Below are 18482 nucleotides of genomic sequence, written 5' to 3' on the forward strand. Positions count from 1 at the left end.
TCCCGCAGACACCGCAGCTGCCCCCTCCGAAGGGGCAGCCCCGGTGGCCGGCAGTTCGGCCGAGGCCTGGCGCGGAAGGGTCAGCAGCCGCCGCAGTTGTAGTAGAGGACGTCCCAGTGATTGCCCTCGTCGGCGTAGATGTTGCCGGAGCCGGATTTGTACTGCGGAGCGCCGTCACCCCGCGGTCCGATGTAAGTGAAGGTGTTCTTGACGTAGTTCGTGACACAGGTGTTCTTGCCGAAGTCGAGCTTGTATCCGTTCCAGTGGGAGTACGTACCACTCGCATGGCCGGTCTCCGTGCCACCCGTGACGTTGAGGGCGCACCCACTGGCACGTTTGAGGGTCTGGGCCCCTTGCGCGGTGGCGAGGTTGAGCTGCTCGAAGGACGTACACGTCGGGTTGTTGCGGTTCGAGCAGCCGCCGGAGGACGACCAGGTGACGCCGACCTCGCGGAACATCGAGGTCGCGGTGGCATGGCTGATCTTGGTGGCGGCGAAGGCGTCGGTGGCCGTGGTGAGGACGCCGAAGCCAGGAGCGATCAGGGCACCTGTGGTGAGTGCTAGCGCGGTGAGCGCGGAGCGGATGCGCATGGTGGTTCCTTCCTGCTGGTGACCGTGCTGACGATGGGACGGCTGTGGTGCAGGTGGAGTATGGAGATGGTGCCCGGTTCCACGCGTCAGAGCCAGAGGACAAAGCGGAAGGCGTGGTCGAGCTCCAGGACGGCACGCATGAGCTCGGGCTCTGGCTCTCCCACCGGAGAGGTCATCGTGCTCGACGGCGAGCCGCAGTGCACCTGAGGTCGCGGACGGGGCCGGGTTCCGTATGTTTCACCCGCCCGGGTGGAGGCGTACCGAACCGCACCTGCACGGGGCCGTGATGCGCAACTCTTCGTCGGGTGAGCGAAGTTGTCCCCAGGTCGCGCGTACGGCGGGCCGGGATCGTGTACCTGGTTCTGTTCGGCGGGGGTGTCCTCGGGGCGCTCGTCATCGCCCCGCGTCTCGACGACCCGGCCACGGTCATCGCGGCCCTGCTGCCGACGGGGGCCGGTGCCTACCTCGCCTGGTGCGCCTACCGGGCGGATCGCGCCGAGGCCGCGGTGGACGACCCCGGCGGCGTCGCCGACCGGCTGGCGATCGCCGTACGCCGCCAGTGGGAGGGCGAGGCACGGGTGCGGCGGCTGTCGGAGCCGTATCCGCTGCCCGTCTCCTGGCGCTGCGCGGACCCGGACTTCGCCGCCACCGAGGAGTCCGGCCGGCTCGCCGGACGCGGCGGGGAGCTCGGTGCTCTCTTCGCCGAACATCTTCCCCACCGGCGGCTGCTCGTGCTTGGCGGCCCGGGGGCGGGCAAGACGGTCCTGCTCGTCCGGCTCGTCCTCTCACTGACCGAGCGCCGCCGGGAGGGCGAGCCGGTGCCGGTGCTCTTTCCGCTCGTGTCCTGGGACCCGGCCGCCGAGGAGCTGCGCGTATGGATGGAACGCAGACTCGTCCAGGATTACGCGGACCTTGGCGAGGCAGCGCTCGGCGCGTACGGGGACACCACCCTGGCCGGGATGCTGCTTGAGCGGCGGCTCGTCCTGCCGGTGCTCGACGGGTTCGACGAACTCCCCGCCACCGCGGGGGCCCTGGCACTGCACCACATCGCCGCTGCGCTGCCGTACGCCTGCGGTCTGGTGCTGTCCAGCCGTCCGCAGGAGTACCTGACCGCGCTGCACCCGCAAACAGGGGTCCCGGCACGTCCGGCCCTCCTGGCCGGCATCCATCTCGACCCGCTCGACGGGCGGAGTGTCGCGGACTACCTGCTGCACGACGCGGGTGGGGCCGGCACCCCTGCGGCGGAGCGCTGGACGCCGGTGGTGACCGCGCTCGGCACCGATGCGCCGGTGGCACAGGCTCTCACCAGTCCGTTGATGGTGTCCCTTGCCCGGTCCGTGTACAACCCGCGTCCCGATGAGGAGGACGGACAACTGCCGGACCCGGCCGAGGTGTTGCGGTGTCCGACACGGGCCGCCGTCGAACACCATCTTCTCGACGCCTTCATCCCGGCCGCCTACCGGCCACATCCGCGCCGCCCGTGCCGGTGGACCGCGGACCAGGCCCACGACACGTTGAGGTTCCTGGCCCGGCACATGGAGCAGGGGCGCGACGGCGCGGCAGAGGTGGCCTGGTGGCGTCTGCACCACGCGGTCCCGGCCATGCTGCCCCGGGTGCTGGCCGGCGTCCTGCTTGGCGTGCTCGGCTGGCTGGCCGAGGGCGTGGGCATGGAACTGATCCACCACTTCGCCCCGCAACTGCCCGCCATGCCCCACTGGGAGGAACGGGGCGGGCTCGGTGTCGTGGCGGCGGGGATGTGCGGTGGTCTTGCGGGCGGTCTCGTCGCGGGCCTCACGGTCACCCTGCTGTGCACGGCGGCCGCCGCTGCGGACGCTTCTCCCGAACTCGTCCTGAACCGACTGGCCGACGGCGGTGCGCTCGCTCTCGTCGGCGTCATCATCTCCGGGTTCGCCTTCGGACACCGGCTCGGAATCCGCCGCCCTTCCTCGTGGAACCTGCGCGCCCTGGCGACCGGGATCGCGGCCGCGATCTGCTACGCGCTGGCGTTCGGCAACGCCTGCGGCACGGTCAGTGCCCTCCTGTACGGCGTCACAGCGGCCGCCACGGTCGGGGACGGACCCCGTATGGATGCCGCCCGTCCGGTGGCCCGGGTGCGCTGGCACTGGAGTGCGGGAGGCGTGTGCCGGGGACTGCTGGGCGGGATGCTGCTGGGTGGCGGCGTCCTGCTGGAGGGCCTGTTCGCGAACGTGCTGTCGGGCGGGTCGGACCGGATGTACATCGCGCCCGCCGATCCGGTCGCGGCGGCCTGGGCCGCCGGGCAGGTGGGCGCGGTCTTCGCGGTGGCCTGCCTACTGCTGCACGCGCTGCGCACGGTGCCGGTCGACCTGGGTGCCGCGGTCGACGGGCGGGCGCTGCTGGCCAACGACCGGCGCATGCTGGGCACCTGCGTGGCGACGGCGGTCGTCGTCGGCGTCGCCGTGATCGGCACACAGGGCTGGTGCGCCGCTCTGTGGGGGTCGACGGGTGTGTGGGGAATGAATCCCGGCAACGGTGAGCTGTGGGTGTACGCGGTCGGGCTGGTCCCGGCCCTCCTGTCGGGGCTGGCGATCGGGATGCGACAGGCGGCCTGGAGCCGATACGCGGTCGCCCGCTGCTACCTGACGATCCGGGTCCGCCTTCCCCGCGATCTGATGGCCTTCCTCGCCGACGCGCACGAGCAGCGCGGTGTGCTGCGCCGTGTGGGAGCCGTCTATCAGTTCCGGCACGTCGAGCTGCAGCACCGGCTGGCCGATACGGACACCCGTTGCTGACTTCGGCGCCTCGAGGCCGTTGGCTGGTTCGTGCGGCCGACTGATGGTCGTTTGCGCAGTACGTCGTTGGAATGCGCTACGCGGATGACGGATGGAACCGCCCTCGTCAGCCGAGCTCCCTCGGAGTTGGAGCAGTGGATGTCCGATCGAGCCGAGAGCAGAGCCTCGTACGCTGCCGCAGGAGGCTCTGGCGCGCATGGCCGCCGTACGAGGCGCGGCATGGTGAGAAGGTCCGCAGGCCCCGACGTCAGACCTTCCGGATCCGGTCGGCGATCTCCGGCCTCGCCGCGAACCCGGCCGCCTTGTACGTGGCGACGCCGCCGGCGTTGGAGCTCGGCGTGCACACGCGCACGCTTGAGGAGCCCATCTCCCGCAGTGCGGCCGCCCCGGCGACGGTGATCGCCCGGCCATAGCCGCGGCCGCGGTGGTCCGCGTGGACGCCCATCGGCTCGACCAGTCCCGGCTTCCCCGGGCCTGCCGACCAGACCGTCACCACCGCCGCGGGGTTGCCCTGGTCGTCGTAAGCACCCAGGCATCGGGCGTCGGCGTAGAACGGTGCCGCGGACATCTTGTGCCGGTACTCGCGCGTGGGCCTCGTGGTGTCGAACGCGGACCGCAGGACGTCGGCGAAGTCCTGTGCCTGCTCCAGGCCGATCTCCTTGATCCGCACGCCGGGGTCCTGCACCGCTTCCGCGAGGTCGCGGAAGAGCGGCGTCCACGGCTCGTCGACGCCCCAGCCCTCCTTGGCCAACAGGTCGTGGAGCAGCAGGCCCTGCGGCGCCTCGATGGATACCGCTCCTTTTGGCAGCACGCCGCGCTCAGGCAGCGAGAAGTCCTCGACGAGCCGCCGCGCCAAGTCCTCGTCATGGAAAGCGTCGGAAGCGACCGTCATCCGCACCACCGTCGGCGAATCGAGCATCCCGACAGCGAGGATCCGTCCGTCCCGGCTCCAGGTCCGGACCACCGCGGCCGTCTCGGCCGTTCCGAACCGGTAGTTCCAGCCGATGTCCCCGGGATGCAGTTGCATCGGCGCGTCGTCGTGCTGCCACTCTCGCAGCGCCGCCATAGCCTCGCCCGCTCCGTCGGCCGTCGGCGTCCTCAGCACAATCGTCATAGCCGGGATCAGACACCCCGTCTCGGAGGCGTGCAACCGATTAACTGACCAAGCGCTTCGGGGTGATGGTGGCGGGAGGTCGATGGCGATTCCGGTCCCGGCGGGAAAGCCGTCGAGGACGTCGGGGCGGTACTGGAGGCGCTCGAGTCGGTTACGCACGAGCACGGCGAGTCGTCGAGGGCAACGCCGGCGAGGTGACTCGAAGTCCTCGCGGGGGGGGCGACGGTGTCAGCGTCGCCCCCTTGAGGAAGTCTCGTTCTCAGCCGACCTGGGTCGGTGTCGGGCCGGCACCGGCCTCCACCGCGTCAGCACCGTCAGCACCGTCAGCGACGTTCCGAAGGGAGCCACCCTGGGTTTCAACAGCCACGTCGTCGTCGGCCTCCTGGGCGAGCCGCTCCATGCCGCTGGTGTCCTTCAGCGGCTTCTCCTTGATGAACAGAACGGCGATCAGCGCGAGCAGGGCGAACGGCGTGGCGACGAGGAAGAGGTCGCCGGTGGCAACGCCGTACGCGTGCTCGACGAGCTCCCGCATCGGGGCCGGCAGTGTGGTCATGTCCGGGACACCGTGGCCGGCGGCCTGGCCGGATCCGGCCGACACGCCCTGTTCCTCAAGACCCTTGGCCATCTCGGACGCGACACGGTTGGCGAGGATCGCGCCGAGGACGCTGGTGCCGATCGTGCCGCCCATGCTGCGGAAGAAGGACAACACAGAGGTAGCGGCGCCCAGTTCAGCAGCAGGGACATCATTCTGCGCGGCCAGGACCAGGTTCTGCATCAGCATGCCGACGCCGATGCCCATCACTGCCATGTAGACGCTCAGCAGGCCGAAGTGCGTGTCGGCGCCGATCGTGGAGAGCAGGGCAAGGCCCGTGGTCATGGCGATGGCGCCGATGACGAGGTAGATCTTCCAGCGGCCGGTGGCACTGATGATCTGGCCGGCGACCGTGGAGGAGACGAGCAGTCCCAGGATCATCGGCAGGCTCATCAGGCCCGCGACCGTGGGGGACTTGCCCAGGGACACCTGGAAGTACTGCGAGAGGAACACGGTGCCGCCGAACATGGCGACACCGACCAAGAGGCTGGCCAGCGTGGTCAGCGACACCGTGCGGTTGCGGAAAATACCCAGCGGGATGATCGGCTCGGCGACTCGCGTCTCGACGTAAATGGCGGCCACCAGCAGCGCCAATCCCCCGCCGGTCAGGGCGGCGGTCTGCCACGAGGCCCAGTCGAACTGGTTACCCGCCAGCGAAACCCAGATCAGCAGGGCGCAGATGCCTGCGACGATCAGGAAGGCGCCCAAGAAGTCGATCTTCGCCTCGCGGCGCACGGTGGGCAGCTTCAGAGTGCGCTGCAGCAGCACGATGGCCAGCAGGGCGAACGGCACACCGATGAAGAAGCACCAGCGCCAGCCCAGCCAGGAGGTGTCCACCAGGACGCCGCCGATGAGCGGCCCGGCCACGGTGCCGACGGCGAAGACCGCTCCGAAGATGCCCGCGTACTTGCCGAGCCTGCGCGGCGGGATGATGGCGGCCATCACGACCTGGGCCAGGGCGGTGAGTCCACCCGCGCCGATGCCCTGGGCCACCCGACTGAAGATCAGCAGCCCCACGTCGTGGGAGAAGCCTGCCAGGAGTGAGCCGACCACGAACATCCCGAGGGAGAGCTGCAGCAGCAGCTTTTGGTTGTAGAGGTCGGACAGCTTGCCCCACAACGGCACTGTGGCTGTCATGGCAAGGAGTTCAGCGGTGACGACCCACGTGTAGGCGGACTGGCTGGCCCCCAGGTCGGCGATGATCCGGGGCAGCGCATTGGAGACCACGGTCCCGGCCAGGATGGCGACAAACATGCCGGCCATCAGCCCGGACATGGCCTGGAGTATCTCGCGGTGGGACATCGAGGTCGGCAGCGCCTTTTCTGGCGCGGCTGCTGAGTTCACGTCATCTCTTTCGCAGTAAATCGGTGGGGGATCCGCGCACGCACGAGCAGAGGTCGTCCGACGGGGCAGAGCGGTCACGTAAAAGGTGTGAAAGACGTTCGGAGGCCGGGAGGAATCACGGCCCGGTCAATGTCGGGCCGGCTGCCCGGAAGGCGCGGGCAGCCCAGCGGCAAGCTGCTCGAACACGTCCCGGAAGACGTCCGCGAACGTGGTCTCGTCCTGCCGGACGCACCAGTGCTCGACAGCGACTCGTACAGCGGTGGCACCGACGGCGGCCAGCAGTCGGGGGTACAGCCCCAGAGCCCGCCGCCGCTGTTCATCCTCGGTCGGGGAGGACGCCGTACGTTCCCCGGAGAACAGGGGCGACCCGGCGCCGATGCGCTCGGCGAGCACTTCGGCCAGGCCGATCTCATCGGCCATGTGAGCGCCGAGGCTGCGCGCGAGGAGATGCGGCGACCTGCGCAGCACCTCGGCATGCAGGCGCCAGAGCTCCTGTTGCTGCTCGATCTCCTCCAACTCCGCCGCCATGGCGTCACGCAACGCCTCGAGCGGCGAGAGCTCGGCCGGTGCTTCGAGCAGGGCGCACCGGACCCGGGCGCTCGACTCCGCGCCGACCATGACGAAGACCTCGTCGCGGGACTCGAAGTAGTTGAAGAAAGTGCGCGCGGACACGCCGGCCGCCTCGCTGATCGCATCGACGGTGACGTGTTCCACTCCATGCTCCGCGGCCATCCGCACTGCCGCTTCTACGAGAGCGGCACGCGTCGCCCGCTTCTTGCGCTCCCGCCAACTGCCCTCCGGGGCCACCTTGTCATCCACACTTTGCATATTACGCAAAAATGCAGACTCTGCAATTCTGAGCCTCGACCGCCCCTCCGCCCCCCCCAGCCCCCATACCGGAGGGGATTCGTCGCGGCGGGCCGGACCTGAGCCCTACACCTCACCCCCTCCCCTCTGACCACTCATGCTGAACCGCAGATCAGTAATCCGACCTTTAACGCGTCAGTAGCCTTGACGCACCCCTGCAGCCGCCCCATGCTCCGATTCATCGGATGTCTCACCGATCGGAGCGACGCCGCATGAAGGCCCAATCCCGTTTACGAGCCGCCCTGTTGACGCTCGGCGCCACCACGGCGCTCACCGCCTCTCTGCTCACCGCACCGGCCACCCAGGCCGTCGAGGCAGCCCAGGTCTCACCCGCCTCGACAAACACCCCCTCCCCCTCTGCCACCGTGACGGTCGACGACGGCAGACCCGCCCTCTCTGTGACTGTCGGCGGCACCCAGGTCATCGCCCCCTCCCCCATCGGCCTGGTGACCCAACACGCCGACCTCAGCGCCGACTTGAAGATCACCGGACGCGACACCCGCACCGTCAACGAGAAGTACCGCACCTCGGCGGGCAAGTCCCGAACCCGCAGCGTGCACGCCCGCGAGACGACGTATCACCTCGCCTCGAAGGCGACGCGGGGCGTCCGGCTCGACCTGGTGGTGCGGGAGTCCGCGGACGGCGTCGCCTACCGCTACCGGCTGCCCGCCGCCGCCACGGCGCGGACCGGGAACATCCTGCGCGAGGCGTCCGCCTTCACCTTCCCCGCGGACACCGACGCCTGGCTCGGCGTCTACCGCCAGGACAACGAGAACCGCTTCACGCAGTACAAGGCCGCCACGGCCCCGACCGGCGACTACTCGATGCAGGGCCTTTTCCGCACCGGATCCACCTACGCACTGATCGCCGAGTCCGACCTCACCGGCGACTACGCGGGCGCCCACCTCACACATGCCGCGGGCTCGTCGACGTACGGCGTCGGGCTCTGGAACAAGGACCCCGTGCAGGTCAAGGGCGGTGCAGCGCTCGCCACCCCCTGGCGCGCGATCATCACCGGCTCCCTCGCGACGGTCACCGAGTCGACGCTGACCGACGACCTGGCACCGGCCTCCCGCGTCGGCGACACCTCCTGGATCAAACCGGGCCCTGCCCTGTGGACCTGGCTCGCGGGCGGCAAGGAGGCCGGACAGAGCCTGGAGGCGCAGAAGAAGTACGTCGACTACGCGGCCGAACGCGGCTGGCCGTACGAGGTGGTCGACGCGGGCTGGTACTACCTACCGGGCCAGTGGGAGGTCATCGACCCCGAGTGGCAGACCCGCAACTGGATGCCGGAGCTGGTGAGTTACGCGAAGAAGCGCGGCGTCGAGATCCAGGTCTGGCTGCACTACACCCTCCTCACCGATCCCGTCGAACGCGAGAAATGGCTCTCCACGCTGGAGAGTTGGGGCGTCAAGGGCGTGAAGATCGACTTCATGGACTCGGAGTCGCAGGACCGCTTCCGCTGGTACGACGAAATCCTCCCGGCGACGGCGAAGCACCATCTCATGGTCAACTTCCATGGCTCGACCATCCCCAAGGGCATCCAGCGCACCTGGCCGCAGGTGATGACGCTGGAGGGCGTGGGCGGTGAGGAGAAGCGCACGAACACGGCCGAGCATCTGACCCTCCTGCCTTTCACCCGCAACGCGATCGGCTCGATGGACTTCACCCCGGGCGCCTTCCACCGCCCCTACCGCCCCAACGTCGCCTCCGACGCGGGCGAACTCGGCCTGTCCGTCCTGTACGAGTCCGGCATCACCAACCTCGCAGGCACCCCCGAGTCGTACGACCAACGCCCCCAGGCACGCCGCTACTTGGAGCAGCTGCCGCGCGCCTGGGACGCCACACGGTTACTCACCGGCGATCCCGGAACCTCGGCCGTGCTCGCGCGCAAGGCGGGCGGCCAGTGGTTCATCGGCGGTACGTTCGCGGGGGCGGCCCGCACCGTGGACGTGCCCCTGCGCATCGGGTCCGGCCGCTGGCTGGTCGAGACGGTGACGGACGGCCCCTCCGGGCTCGAGCGCACGCCGCATGTGATGCGCGGCGGCGACACCCTCGCCGTTCCGGTGGTCGCCGACGGCGGCTTCGCGGCACTGGCCTGCCGCTGGCACCCGGGGCGCACCACCTGCGACCGCTGACCTCCTCCTTCTCTCACCGTGCGAGTTGGCTTCCCGTCGCGGCATGGCGGGCGGGTGGCGGCGCCCCACGATGGACCGGCCGGGCCACGGTGGTCGGGGCGGTCCTTGGAGTCCGTCGCGGCCCAGGAGCCGCCTGCTCCCCGTCAACGTGATCAGCCGGGGCAAGGAGGTCGCCGCAGACGCCGCACGCCTCCTGCCAGACCTCTCCTCCGGCAAAGTCGTGCCGACCTGCGCTGACCGCGCCGAGGCGGCTGACGGCCCGCGTTGCACGGCCGCGGCACCTTCGCACCGGCCGACACAGGCCCGCGCGAGCGCTTCGCGCGGGCCTTAGCGTGCTGCTCCTGTAGATCACAGGGAGGCCGGAAACCGGCACGAGCAGCAGGAGCGGCGAGGTCGCTTCACGCGACGGCGGTGCCCTCGAGCTCGACCATCTGGCCGGGGATCGCCAGTCGCGTCACCCCGAGCATCGTGGTGGTCGGCGCCACCCCTGCGGCGCCCAACCGCGCCGCCAGCACGCCGTAGTGCGGGAAGAGCTGATCAACGTCGGTCGTGTAGACGTTGAGCCGGACGACGTTCGCGAGAGACATGCCGGCCTCGCCGAGCACGGCCTCCAGGTTGTCGATGCTCAGCGTCAACTGCGCTGCCATGTCGCCGTCATGCTGGGGCTTGCCGTCACCGTCCATCGCGGTCTGCCCCGAGATGTACAGCGTCCGGGTGTGCCCGGAGACGATCTCTCCCTGGTTGAAGCCCATCTCCACCGACCACGTCACCGGGTTGACCGCAGTTCGTTCCACTGCCACATCAGCTCCATTCGATTCAGGGGAAGTACGTACGTCCATCGGCTCGGTGGCCACCAGCTCTGACGTCGCGTCAACGAGCCTCCCAACAAATCACGACACCCTCAGTCATGTATTCCGTTAACGTTCTCGCATGCGTGCCGACCGGTTGGTCTCACTGGTGCTCCTGCTGCGCCGGCGCGGCCGGCTGACAGCGGACACGCTGGCCCGCGAGCTGGAGGTGTCCACCCGCACCGTGCTGCGTGACATCGAGGCGCTGTCGACAGCAGGCGTCCCGGTCTACGCCGAACGCGGTCGGCACGGCGGTTTCTCGCTGCTGCCCGGTTTCCAGACCGAGCTCACCGGACTCAACCACGACGAGGCCCTCGCCTTGCTGACCGCCGGATCGGGGCGCGGCGAGCAGGTGTTCGGCCTCAGCGCGGCGCTCGCTTCGGCCATGCGGAAAGTGGTCGACGCACTGCCCGAAAGCCACCGGGCCTCCGCGGGCGACGCGACCCAGCGATTTCTCGTCGACCCGGAGACCGACCTGCTCTCACGCCGCCTGGTCACCGAGGAGGTATCCGGTACCGCAATGGTCGAGGTCAGGCGGGCGGTGCTCGCCGGACACAAGCTGCGCATCCACTACGCGGCCACCGGCCAGACACCACAGTGGCGCACGGTGGACCCGATCGGCCTGGTCACCGTACGCGACCGGGGCTACCTGCTGGCCACGAGATCCGGCGCCGACCGCACCTACCGACTGGCGCGGGTGCTGGCCGCCGAGGAACTCCCCGAAGCGGCGCGGCGACCGAACCGGGTCGACCTGGACCGGATCTGGCGGGAACGCTCCGCGCAGTTCCTCTCCGGCGGCGACCACCTCACCGTGCTGGTACGGGTGGACCCGGCGCGGCGGGAGGAACTCCTTGACACCGCGCTGGCAGTCCGCGCAGAGGAACCCGACGCAGACGGCCGACTGCGGCTGGAAGTGACCTTCCAAGATTCCCGGCATGCCGAATGGGCGCTGTGGCAGCTCGGCACGGACGCGGAAGCCCTGGCCCCGCAGTCGTTGCGCGCCTCCCTGCGCGACCGCGCCGCCGCGCTCGCCACCCGCTACGGGGACGCGTGATGGCGCCGGTAGTGGCGAGCGGCGCGGGCCCGGTTCCCGCATGACGCCTTGCACCACTCCTGTCGGCCGTGGCTCTTGACGAAATAGCGCACGCACCGAGGTGCCGTACAGGCGCGCAGTTGCTCGCGTTGTGGGCCGCTCAGGAAGTCGACCGCGGCCCGGGCCAGGGTCGCCACGAGGCCGGTGTGCGGGTCGTTCTGCGCCGTCAGGAGCCGTGCGGCGGGGGTTCCTTCGTGAGGCCACTCCAACTGCGGGGCGATCAGTTCCCGGGCGGCGGTCGTGTTGAGGTGGGTCAGCGCCCTGTCGACGGGCATCAGGTGGTGGGCGTCCGCCGGGCTTGGCGGCGCGGGGCTGACCGCCCGCGCGAACAACGCCCGTACTGCCGCCCGTAGTTCGACGATCCCTTGCCTGAGGTCCTCGTCCGCCGCGAGTTCCCCGGTCCGGATGTGGGCGGGCAGCAGGCTGTCCTGGTCGTGGATCCAGCGGGTGGTTTCCCCGGCCGTGGCCAGGTCGTCGGTGACGCCGCCGTCGCCGTCATGGCGGATCGTGCTCGCCAGTTCCAGTGCCAGCCAGCGCTCCACGGGCCGCCTCCTCTTCTCCCTCTGCCCGCCTTCGGGCCCTGCCGATGACCACTTGATCACATCCGTCGGCGCAGTCTAATGTTCTAACGGCAAACTGAAAACTTCCGTTAGGAATACTTCCGTCAGGCATGTCGAGCGGTTGGTTGCGCACCCGTCGGCCCACACCGACTGCGGCCCGACCCGCCATCTGGAGGAGACAGAGCGATGACAGCGTTGCTTGCCCACATCAGTGACCTGCACCTGGACGGCAGCGAGCGGGCGACCCGGCGCGCCACGCACGTCATGAACTATCTGCGCGCCCTGCCCCGCCCGGTCGACGCCCTCCTGGTCACCGGGGACATAGCCGACCACGGCGAGGAGGCCGAGTACGCGGAAGCCGCCCGGATCCTGGCCGCTCCTTTCCCGGTTCTGACCTGCCCCGGCAACCACGACGCGCGCCCCGAATTCCGCAAGGCCCTGCTCGGCCGGACGCCCGACAACAGCCCCATCAACGAGCTCCACCACATCGCGGGCACGGCCATCCTGATGTGCGACTCCACCATCCCCGGCCGCGACGAGGGGCACCTCGCTGCGGCGACACTGGCCTGGATCGACGCCACCCTTGCCGCGCTGCCCCGCGGCACCCCCGCGCTGGTCGCCTTTCACCAGCCGCCCGTCGAGCTCCATCACCCACTGCCCGACGCCCACCGCCTCCAACACCCCGAACAGCTCGCCGCGCTGATCGAAGCGCACCCGCGCATAACCGCCGTCCTCACCGGCCACGCCCACACCGCGGCCGCCACCACCTTCGCCGCACGCCCCCTGATCGTCGGACCCGCCATCACCTGGACCCTGCGCCTGCCCTGGGAAGGCGACCGGCCCGCGGATCGCGACCAACCCCCGGGTCTCGCCTTCCACGTCCTGGACGACAGCCACCGCCTGACCACCCATTTCCGCGTCCTCCCCTGACCTGGACCAGACGTTGAGCCCGGCGTTGAGCCCGAACTCGCTCAGGGGCGCCAGGTGAAGGTAGCCACGGCCCCTGCGGGCAGTGTGTAGGTGAAGCTGCGGCCCGCGTCCGTGACCGAGAAGACCTTCGCCGCGGAGCCGGTGTTCACCGCGTACACGGCCCGCGATCCATTCGGATTCTGGAACGCGACGTTCCGGATGGTCGAGTCCGCAGTGGAGCCGATCCGATTCGCTCCCTCGTCCACGAACTTGGTCAGGTGGCCCAGCATGTAGAACTCGGCGTTCCTGGTGACCGTGCCGTCGCTCTTGGTCTCGACGACGCCGTTGCAACGGGTGCCGCACAGTCCTTGGTGCGGTCCGCCGTTCTCGTCGAGGGCGAGGTTCCAGCTGACGACGGTCTCGCCGCCACTGCGCATGTTCCGTACGACGAGGTTCTCGGCGTGCCACTTCAAGGTGTCGCCGAACGTCGTGGAGGCATTGGAGGAATCGGTGCCGGAGCACTCCGTGAAGAACACGCGCTTACCCGCGTCACGCACCTGCTGCTCGGCTTCCGGGCTGCCGCCGTAGCAGTGGAATGCGGCGCCGATCAGACGGTTCATGCCCGCGGTCTGGCCGAACACCTCGAGGGGGTAGTTCGGATGGTCCCAATTGTGGTCGTAGGCAAGGATGTTGGTGTTCAGACCCGCGCTCGTAAGGGTCTTGTCGAGGACCTTGAGGAAGGATGCCTGCTGACCTGAGGTCATCGACATCGACGGGTACGTGGAGTTGGCGAACTCCGGCTCGTTCTGGACGGTGAGGTCGGTGAGCTTGACCCCTTCGGCCTGGTAGGCCTTGATCGCCTTGACCAGGTAGTCGGCGTAGCCCTGGTAGTGCGCGGCATTGAGGCTGCCGCCCTTGAGCGAGCCGCCCGTCTTCATCCAGGCCGGCGCCGACCAGGGGGATCCCATGAAGCGGATCCGCGGGTTGACGGCGAGCGCCTCTTTGAGGACGGGGAGGGTTTCCTTCTTGTCACGGTCGATGGTGAAGGCGCCCTTGGTGTCTTCGTACGTGGTGAAGCGCGCGTCCGTGTTGAAGTCGCTGCTGCCCAAGGGCTGGCGCAGGTAGTTCAGACCGATGCCCTCGCCGTCGCGCGAGAAGAGGGATGCGAGGAGCGCTTTCCGCTTGTCGGCGGGCAGTTGCCGGATGAGGTGGGCGGACGCCTCCGTCACCGAGGCGCCCGCACCGGTGAAACGCTGTCCCGTGGCACCGGGGTCGATGCGGATGTCAGTGCCCTGGGGCTGACCGGTGAAAGGCGCCTCGCCCGCGTGCGCGAGCTTGCGGCTCCCGTCCGGCGTGGTGATCCACACCTGTGCCGCGGGGTCGGCTGCCGCCTGCGCGGACGCGCCGTGGGCCGCCGCGGAGGCCGGGCGGGCTTGTGCCTCGTCGAGCGGGCCGTAGGCGATGGCCGTGCCGGCGAGCGCCAGGGCGGCTGCCGCCCCGGCGGTCTTCAGGCCTGTGCGGTGGTGCGTTCCGGTGCGTGTTCTCATGTGCGGCTCCTTGGTCTGCGATGCCTGCCATGCGGTGGCGCGGGGAGGAGGAAACCGACGATCACGGGGCTCTGGGGTCCAGGCCAGGCCCTGCCGCACGGCGCGGCAGGGCCTGGCAGTGGCGTGAACGGGCAACATGGAAGCACACTTACTAAGTACTCAGTAAGTGGTTGGAGAGCGGTTCTTTCCGGGCGATCAACTCGCGCCTAGACTCCGCACCGTGAGCACGCAAAAGGCGGCGAAGACCGCAGGCGCGAAGAGTTCGACGGACCGCCGGGGCCAAGGGCAGGTCACCCGCCGCGGCCGCAGTCAGGCCGCCCAGGAACGCCACGACGAGATCCTGCAGATCGCCATGGAGACCTTCGCGGCCCGCGGATACGGCAAAGCGTCGCTGGCGGAGATCGCCGACCGCGCGGGCCTGACCCAGGCGGGCGTCCTGCACTACTTCCGTACCAAGGAGAACCTCCTGACCGAGGTTCTCGAGCTACGCGACAACGCCGAGATCGCACCGCTCGGCCCGCAGCGGCCCCGCGGACTGGCCTTCCTGCGCCATCTCGTGGACACCGTCCGCCACAACACCGAACGCGAAGGCATCGTCCGGCTCTACACCGTCCTGTGCGCCGAGAGCGTCACCGACGATCACCCCGCCCAACCGTATTTCCGCCGACGCTACGCAGGCTTGCGCACCTTCATCACCGAGGCCCTCACCGAGGCCTGCGAACTCGACGAAGCACGGGCCGACCTCGACATCGAGAACACCGCCAACGTGATCATCGCCGTCATGGACGGTCTGCAGGTGCAGTGGCTCCTGGACCCGGCAGCGGTGGATATGGCAGCCGCCACCGAGCAAGCTGTCGATGCGCTTCTCGCACACATCCGGACCCACAACTCCTGACCCGGCAGGAAAGCCGAGCGCCCCGCCCCCGCTCCGGCATCACTCGGAGACAAGGGCGGGGCGGCAGCGCTGCAGCCACAGCGCGGATGGAAGATCCCAGGCTAGCGGCCTGCACTGACAATCCGGGCCGGCGCTACTGCTGCGGGGGCTTGTCCTGGTCCCCGCCGAACTGGTCCTTGAGCTTGTCCTGGGCGGTGTCGACCTGGCCGGAGTACTTGCCCTGAGTCTTCCCGTCGACGAAGTCGCCCGCCTTGTCGACTCCCTGCCCGGCCTTGTCCTCGTGGCCCTTGAGCATCTGCTTGAGCTTGTCCATGACTGACATGGGCCAACCGCCTCTCTGTGTCGCCCCCACACCAGGCTCACATTGCGGGGCGTGATCCGCATCCGGTGGCCCGCCCCGACGCCATTTCCTGCAATTTCCTGCGGTAACCCGTTCGGGCGCCCCCTGCTGCACCGGGCCAGGCATCCCCTGAAGCTGAGACGCGGGTGGCACACCGTACGGAAGCACCTCGGAAGACCTCGGAAGAAGGCGTTCATGGCGAAGGCGTATCTGGTGGGCAGCGGGATCGCTTCCCTGTCGGCGGCGGCGTTCCTGATCCGCGAGGGCGGGTTCGTGGGATCCGACATCGTCGTACTGGAGGAGCAGGACCGTGAGGGCGGCAGTCTGGACGCCTCCGGCTCGCCCGAGACCGGCTACACGATGCGCGGCGGCCGGATGTTCGAGATCCACTTCGACTGCACCTACGACCTGCTCGGTTCGATCCCCTCCCTCGACGATCCGTCGAAGTCGGTCACCGACGACACCTTCGCCTTCCACGAGGACTTCGCCTGGGACGACCACGCCCGGCTCGTCGACGCCGAGGGCAAGGTGATCGACTCACACTCGATGGGCTTCTCGGAGCGCGACCGTATCGAACTGGTCAAGTGCGTGGGCACCCCCGAGAAGCTGCTCGACGGCAAGCGCATCACCGACTGCTTCAGCCCGGGGTTCTTCCGTACGGACTTCTGGTGGATGTGGTGCACCACCTTCGCCTTCGAGCCGTGGCACAGCGCGATCGAGTTCCGCCGCTATCTCAACCGGTTCGTCCACCTCTTCAAGACCTTCGACTCCATGTCGGGCATCTACCGGACCCGCTTCAACCAGTTCGACTCCATCGTGCGTCCGCTGCTGAAGTGGCTCACCGATCAGGGGGTGACCGTGCAACTCGGCACGAGGGTAACCGACTTGACCCTGGCCGGCGGTGACGCCCTCACCGTCGAGGCGATCAGCTGCAGGCGTGGCGACCGGAGCCAGGAGATCACACTCGCCCCCGGCGACCTCGTCATGGTCACCAACGGCTCGATGACGGCAGGCTCGACCCTCGGGTCCACCGACACGGTGCCCGCCCTGGACACCACGGGAGCCGACGGAGCCTGGCGCCTGTGGGAGACGCTCGCGGCCAAGCGGCAGGGCCTTGGCAGGCCCGTGGTCTTTAACTCGTCCATCCCGGATTCGACGTGGGAATCCTTCACGGTGACGACCAAGGACCCCACCTTCTTCGAGCTGATGGAGAAGTTCAGCGGCAGCGAGGCCGGCAAGGGCGGCCTGATCACCTTCAAGGACTCCAAGTGGCTCCTGACCATCGTCCTCAACCACCAACCGCACTTCCATGACCAGCCCGAGGACACCTACGTCTGGTGGGGCTACGCCCTGTTCCCGGACCAGGAGGGCGACTTCGTGGGCAAGCCGATGCGCCAGTGCACCGGCCGGGAGATCCTCGACGAGGTCCTGCACCACCTGCGCTTCGAGGAGGGTCCGCAGATCCTCGAGAACTCGATCGTGCTCCCGGCCCTGATGCCGTACATCACCAGCCAGTTCCTGGTCCGCAGCGCAGGCGACCGGCCTCAGGTCGTGCCGGAGGGCTCCACCAACCTCGCCTTCATCGGACAGTACGCCGAGGTCCCCGACGACGTGGTGTTCACGGTCGAGTACTCGGTGCGCACCGCCTGGACCGCCGTCGCGCAGTTGCTCGGGCTCGAGAAGCAGCCCCCGCCCGTCTACAAGGGAGGGCACGACCCGAAGGTATTGGTCGAGGCACTGCAGACCATGCACCGGCGCTGACCACTGCTGTCGCTGTGCGCTAGGCCGACTCGCGCACCACGAGTTCCGGCTCGAAGATCACCGAGGTGGGCTCTGTCCGTACGCCCTCCATCTGTTCCTGCAGCAGCCGCGCCATCTCGGCACCCATCTCTTCGACCGGCTGCCGCACCGTCGTCAACGGCGGCACGCAGGTGACCGCCACGCTCGAGTCGTCGAATCCGACCACCGCCACGTCCCCCGGCGCCTGCTTGCCCTGCTCCCTCAGGGCCTGGCACACCCCTTGCGCCATCAGGTCGTTGGCCGCGAACACCCCGTCGATGTCCGGGTGCTCGGCCAGCAGCCGACGCATCGCCTTCGCTCCGCTCTCCAGCGTGAACCCGCCCTCGGCGACGGGGATGTAGGGCTGCCCGCCCCGCTCCATGCCGTCCTGGAAACCGGCGAGGCGTTCCCGGCCGGCGGGGATGTCCAACGGGCCCGAGATGGTCGCCACCCGTCGGCAGCCGCGGGCCAGCAGATGGTCCGCGGCCAGCCTCGCCCCGTCCCGGTGCGCGAAGTCGACGAACGTGACGCGGGCAAGCAGTGAGGGACGCGCGAAGAACACCGCGGGCACCTCTGCTTCGGCGAGCAGCGCGGGCAGCGGGTCCTGGGCGTGTGTCGAGACGACCAGGGCGCCGTCCGCGTTGCCCTGGCGCAGGTAGGTCAGGACCTGTTGGCGGGATTCCTCCGTCTCCGCGAACATCAGCACCGGATGCATGGCGCGCGGACGCAGGAATCCCACCACACCGCTGACGGCCCGGCCGAAGAACGGGTCCGCGAACACGCGCGCGGCGAACGCGTTCTGTGCCGTGTCGGAGTTGTCTCCGGCCCCCGAGACGACCAGGGCGATGGTGCCCGCGCGCTGGGTCACCAGGGAGCGGGCCGCACGGTTGGGTGCGTAGCCCGTCCGCTCGATGGCCGCCCGGACCACGTCCTGGATGGCGGGGGCGACATTGCGCACGCCGTTGACCACCCGGGAGACGGTGGCGCGCGAGACCCCCGCCTCGCGCGCCACGTCCTCGAGCGTCGGCATCTGTCTGTCCATCCGGGAACCCTAACGCCCCGCCCCCGGGCGTCATAGAGCGCTCTCCCGTGCCT

The 18482-nt window shown here is 69.2% G+C and carries 14 protein-coding genes and 1 pseudogene; 6 read left to right on the top strand and 9 right to left on the bottom strand.

Annotated features, from left to right (window positions below):
- Positions 1–80: 80 nt before the first annotated feature.
- A complete protein-coding gene (locus ACFQ7F_RS17620; RefSeq protein WP_383271245.1) occupies positions 81–590 on the bottom strand; it encodes a hypothetical protein in 510 nt (169 codons plus the stop codon).
- A gap of 305 nt (positions 591–895) precedes the next feature.
- On the opposite strand from ACFQ7F_RS17620, the gene ACFQ7F_RS17625 reads away from it, so the two are divergent.
- On the top strand, positions 896–3361 hold the full coding sequence (locus ACFQ7F_RS17625) for an NACHT domain-containing protein (protein ID WP_383271246.1): 2466 nt from the start codon (positions 896–898) through the stop codon (positions 3359–3361).
- 247 nt (positions 3362–3608) lie between these two features.
- On the opposite strand, the gene ACFQ7F_RS17630 is transcribed toward ACFQ7F_RS17625, so the two are convergent.
- The 3 genes from ACFQ7F_RS17630 to ACFQ7F_RS17640 all read right to left on the bottom strand — a co-directional run bounded on the left by ACFQ7F_RS17630 (position 3609) and on the right by ACFQ7F_RS17640 (position 7239).
- Complete coding sequence (locus ACFQ7F_RS17630) at positions 3609–4475, bottom strand: GNAT family N-acetyltransferase (protein WP_383271247.1); 867 nt, start codon at positions 4473–4475, stop codon at positions 3609–3611.
- Positions 4476–4734: 259 nt separating this feature from the next.
- The gene (locus ACFQ7F_RS17635) at positions 4735–6369 is read right to left on the bottom strand and encodes an MDR family MFS transporter (RefSeq protein WP_383271274.1); all 1635 of its coding nucleotides are present in this window, start codon (positions 6367–6369) and stop codon (positions 4735–4737) included.
- Positions 6370–6537: 168 nt separating this feature from the next.
- Positions 6538–7239, bottom strand: a complete 702-nt coding sequence (locus tag ACFQ7F_RS17640) for a TetR family transcriptional regulator (protein ID WP_383271248.1) — start codon at positions 7237–7239, stop codon at positions 6538–6540.
- A 251-nt stretch (positions 7240–7490) separates the two neighbouring features.
- On the opposite strand from ACFQ7F_RS17640, the gene ACFQ7F_RS17645 reads away from it, so the two are divergent.
- Positions 7491–9416 (top strand): glycoside hydrolase family 97 catalytic domain-containing protein, encoded by a 1926-nt coding sequence (locus tag ACFQ7F_RS17645; protein WP_383271249.1) that lies wholly within the window; start codon positions 7491–7493, stop codon positions 9414–9416.
- A 398-nt stretch (positions 9417–9814) separates the two neighbouring features.
- On the opposite strand, the gene ACFQ7F_RS17650 is transcribed toward ACFQ7F_RS17645, so the two are convergent.
- Entirely contained in the window at positions 9815–10210 is a 396-nt protein-coding gene (locus ACFQ7F_RS17650) for a RidA family protein (RefSeq protein WP_383271276.1), read from the bottom strand.
- 136 nt (positions 10211–10346) lie between these two features.
- On the opposite strand from ACFQ7F_RS17650, the gene ACFQ7F_RS17655 reads away from it, so the two are divergent.
- Positions 10347–11318, top strand: a complete 972-nt coding sequence (locus ACFQ7F_RS17655) for a helix-turn-helix transcriptional regulator (protein WP_383271250.1) — start codon at positions 10347–10349, stop codon at positions 11316–11318.
- Here the strand turns inward: ACFQ7F_RS17655 and ACFQ7F_RS17660 are convergent.
- A complete protein-coding gene (locus ACFQ7F_RS17660; protein ID WP_383271251.1) occupies positions 11303–11899 on the bottom strand; it encodes a CGNR zinc finger domain-containing protein in 597 nt (198 codons plus the stop codon). The two genes, ACFQ7F_RS17655 and ACFQ7F_RS17660, sit on opposite strands and share 16 nt — an antisense overlap.
- Before the next feature lie 204 nt (positions 11900–12103).
- Between ACFQ7F_RS17660 and ACFQ7F_RS17665 the strand changes: the two genes are divergently transcribed.
- The gene (locus ACFQ7F_RS17665) at positions 12104–12847 is read left to right on the top strand and encodes a metallophosphoesterase (RefSeq protein WP_383271252.1); all 744 of its coding nucleotides are present in this window, start codon (positions 12104–12106) and stop codon (positions 12845–12847) included.
- 50 nt (positions 12848–12897) lie between these two features.
- Here ACFQ7F_RS17665 and ACFQ7F_RS17670 read toward each other — a convergent pair.
- Positions 12898–14373: pseudogene (locus tag ACFQ7F_RS17670) on the bottom strand (glycoside hydrolase family 30 beta sandwich domain-containing protein); the annotation flags it as partial.
- A 337-nt stretch (positions 14374–14710) separates the two neighbouring features.
- On the opposite strand from ACFQ7F_RS17670, the gene ACFQ7F_RS17675 reads away from it, so the two are divergent.
- On the top strand, positions 14711–15268 hold the full coding sequence (locus tag ACFQ7F_RS17675; protein ID WP_383271278.1) for a TetR family transcriptional regulator: 558 nt from the start codon (positions 14711–14713) through the stop codon (positions 15266–15268).
- A gap of 133 nt (positions 15269–15401) precedes the next feature.
- On the opposite strand, the gene ACFQ7F_RS17680 is transcribed toward ACFQ7F_RS17675, so the two are convergent.
- Positions 15402–15590, bottom strand: a complete 189-nt coding sequence (locus tag ACFQ7F_RS17680; protein WP_383271253.1) for an antitoxin — start codon at positions 15588–15590, stop codon at positions 15402–15404.
- Positions 15591–15803: 213 nt separating this feature from the next.
- Here ACFQ7F_RS17680 and ACFQ7F_RS17685 point away from each other — a divergent pair, with 213 nt between their 5' ends.
- Positions 15804–17369, top strand: a complete 1566-nt coding sequence (locus ACFQ7F_RS17685; RefSeq protein ID WP_383271254.1) for an oleate hydratase — start codon at positions 15804–15806, stop codon at positions 17367–17369.
- A gap of 19 nt (positions 17370–17388) precedes the next feature.
- Here ACFQ7F_RS17685 and ACFQ7F_RS17690 read toward each other — a convergent pair whose 3' ends face one another.
- Positions 17389–18429 carry a LacI family DNA-binding transcriptional regulator gene (locus ACFQ7F_RS17690; RefSeq protein WP_383271255.1) on the bottom strand — a complete coding sequence of 347 codons (1041 nt, stop codon included), beginning with the start codon at positions 18427–18429 and terminating at the stop codon, positions 17389–17391.
- Positions 18430–18482: the final 53 nt, after the last annotated feature.

This window comes from Streptomyces sp. NPDC056486 (assembly GCF_042795295.1).
Taxonomy (GTDB): Bacteria; Actinomycetota; Actinomycetes; order Streptomycetales; family Streptomycetaceae; genus Streptomyces.

Excerpts from the sequence above, each read along its gene's own strand:
- ACFQ7F_RS17630 (WP_383271247.1), bottom strand. The coding sequence starts at position 4,475 with ATGACGATTGTGCTGAGGACGCCGACGGCCGACGGAGCGGGCGAGGCT.
- ACFQ7F_RS17640 (WP_383271248.1), bottom strand. The coding sequence starts at position 7,239 with ATGCAAAGTGTGGATGACAAGGTGGCCCCGGAGGGCAGTTGGCGGGAG.
- ACFQ7F_RS17690 (WP_383271255.1), bottom strand. The coding sequence starts at position 18,429 with ATGGACAGACAGATGCCGACGCTCGAGGACGTGGCGCGCGAGGCGGGG.
- ACFQ7F_RS17655 (WP_383271250.1), top strand. The coding sequence starts at position 10,347 with ATGCGTGCCGACCGGTTGGTCTCACTGGTGCTCCTGCTGCGCCGGCGC.
- ACFQ7F_RS17665 (WP_383271252.1), top strand. The coding sequence starts at position 12,104 with ATGACAGCGTTGCTTGCCCACATCAGTGACCTGCACCTGGACGGCAGC.
- ACFQ7F_RS17620 (WP_383271245.1), bottom strand. The coding sequence starts at position 590 with ATGCGCATCCGCTCCGCGCTCACCGCGCTAGCACTCACCACAGGTGCC.
- ACFQ7F_RS17645 (WP_383271249.1), top strand. The coding sequence starts at position 7,491 with ATGAAGGCCCAATCCCGTTTACGAGCCGCCCTGTTGACGCTCGGCGCC.
- ACFQ7F_RS17685 (WP_383271254.1), top strand. The coding sequence starts at position 15,804 with ATGGCGAAGGCGTATCTGGTGGGCAGCGGGATCGCTTCCCTGTCGGCG.
- ACFQ7F_RS17635 (WP_383271274.1), bottom strand. The coding sequence starts at position 6,369 with ATGTCCCACCGCGAGATACTCCAGGCCATGTCCGGGCTGATGGCCGGC.
- ACFQ7F_RS17680 (WP_383271253.1), bottom strand. The coding sequence starts at position 15,590 with ATGTCAGTCATGGACAAGCTCAAGCAGATGCTCAAGGGCCACGAGGAC.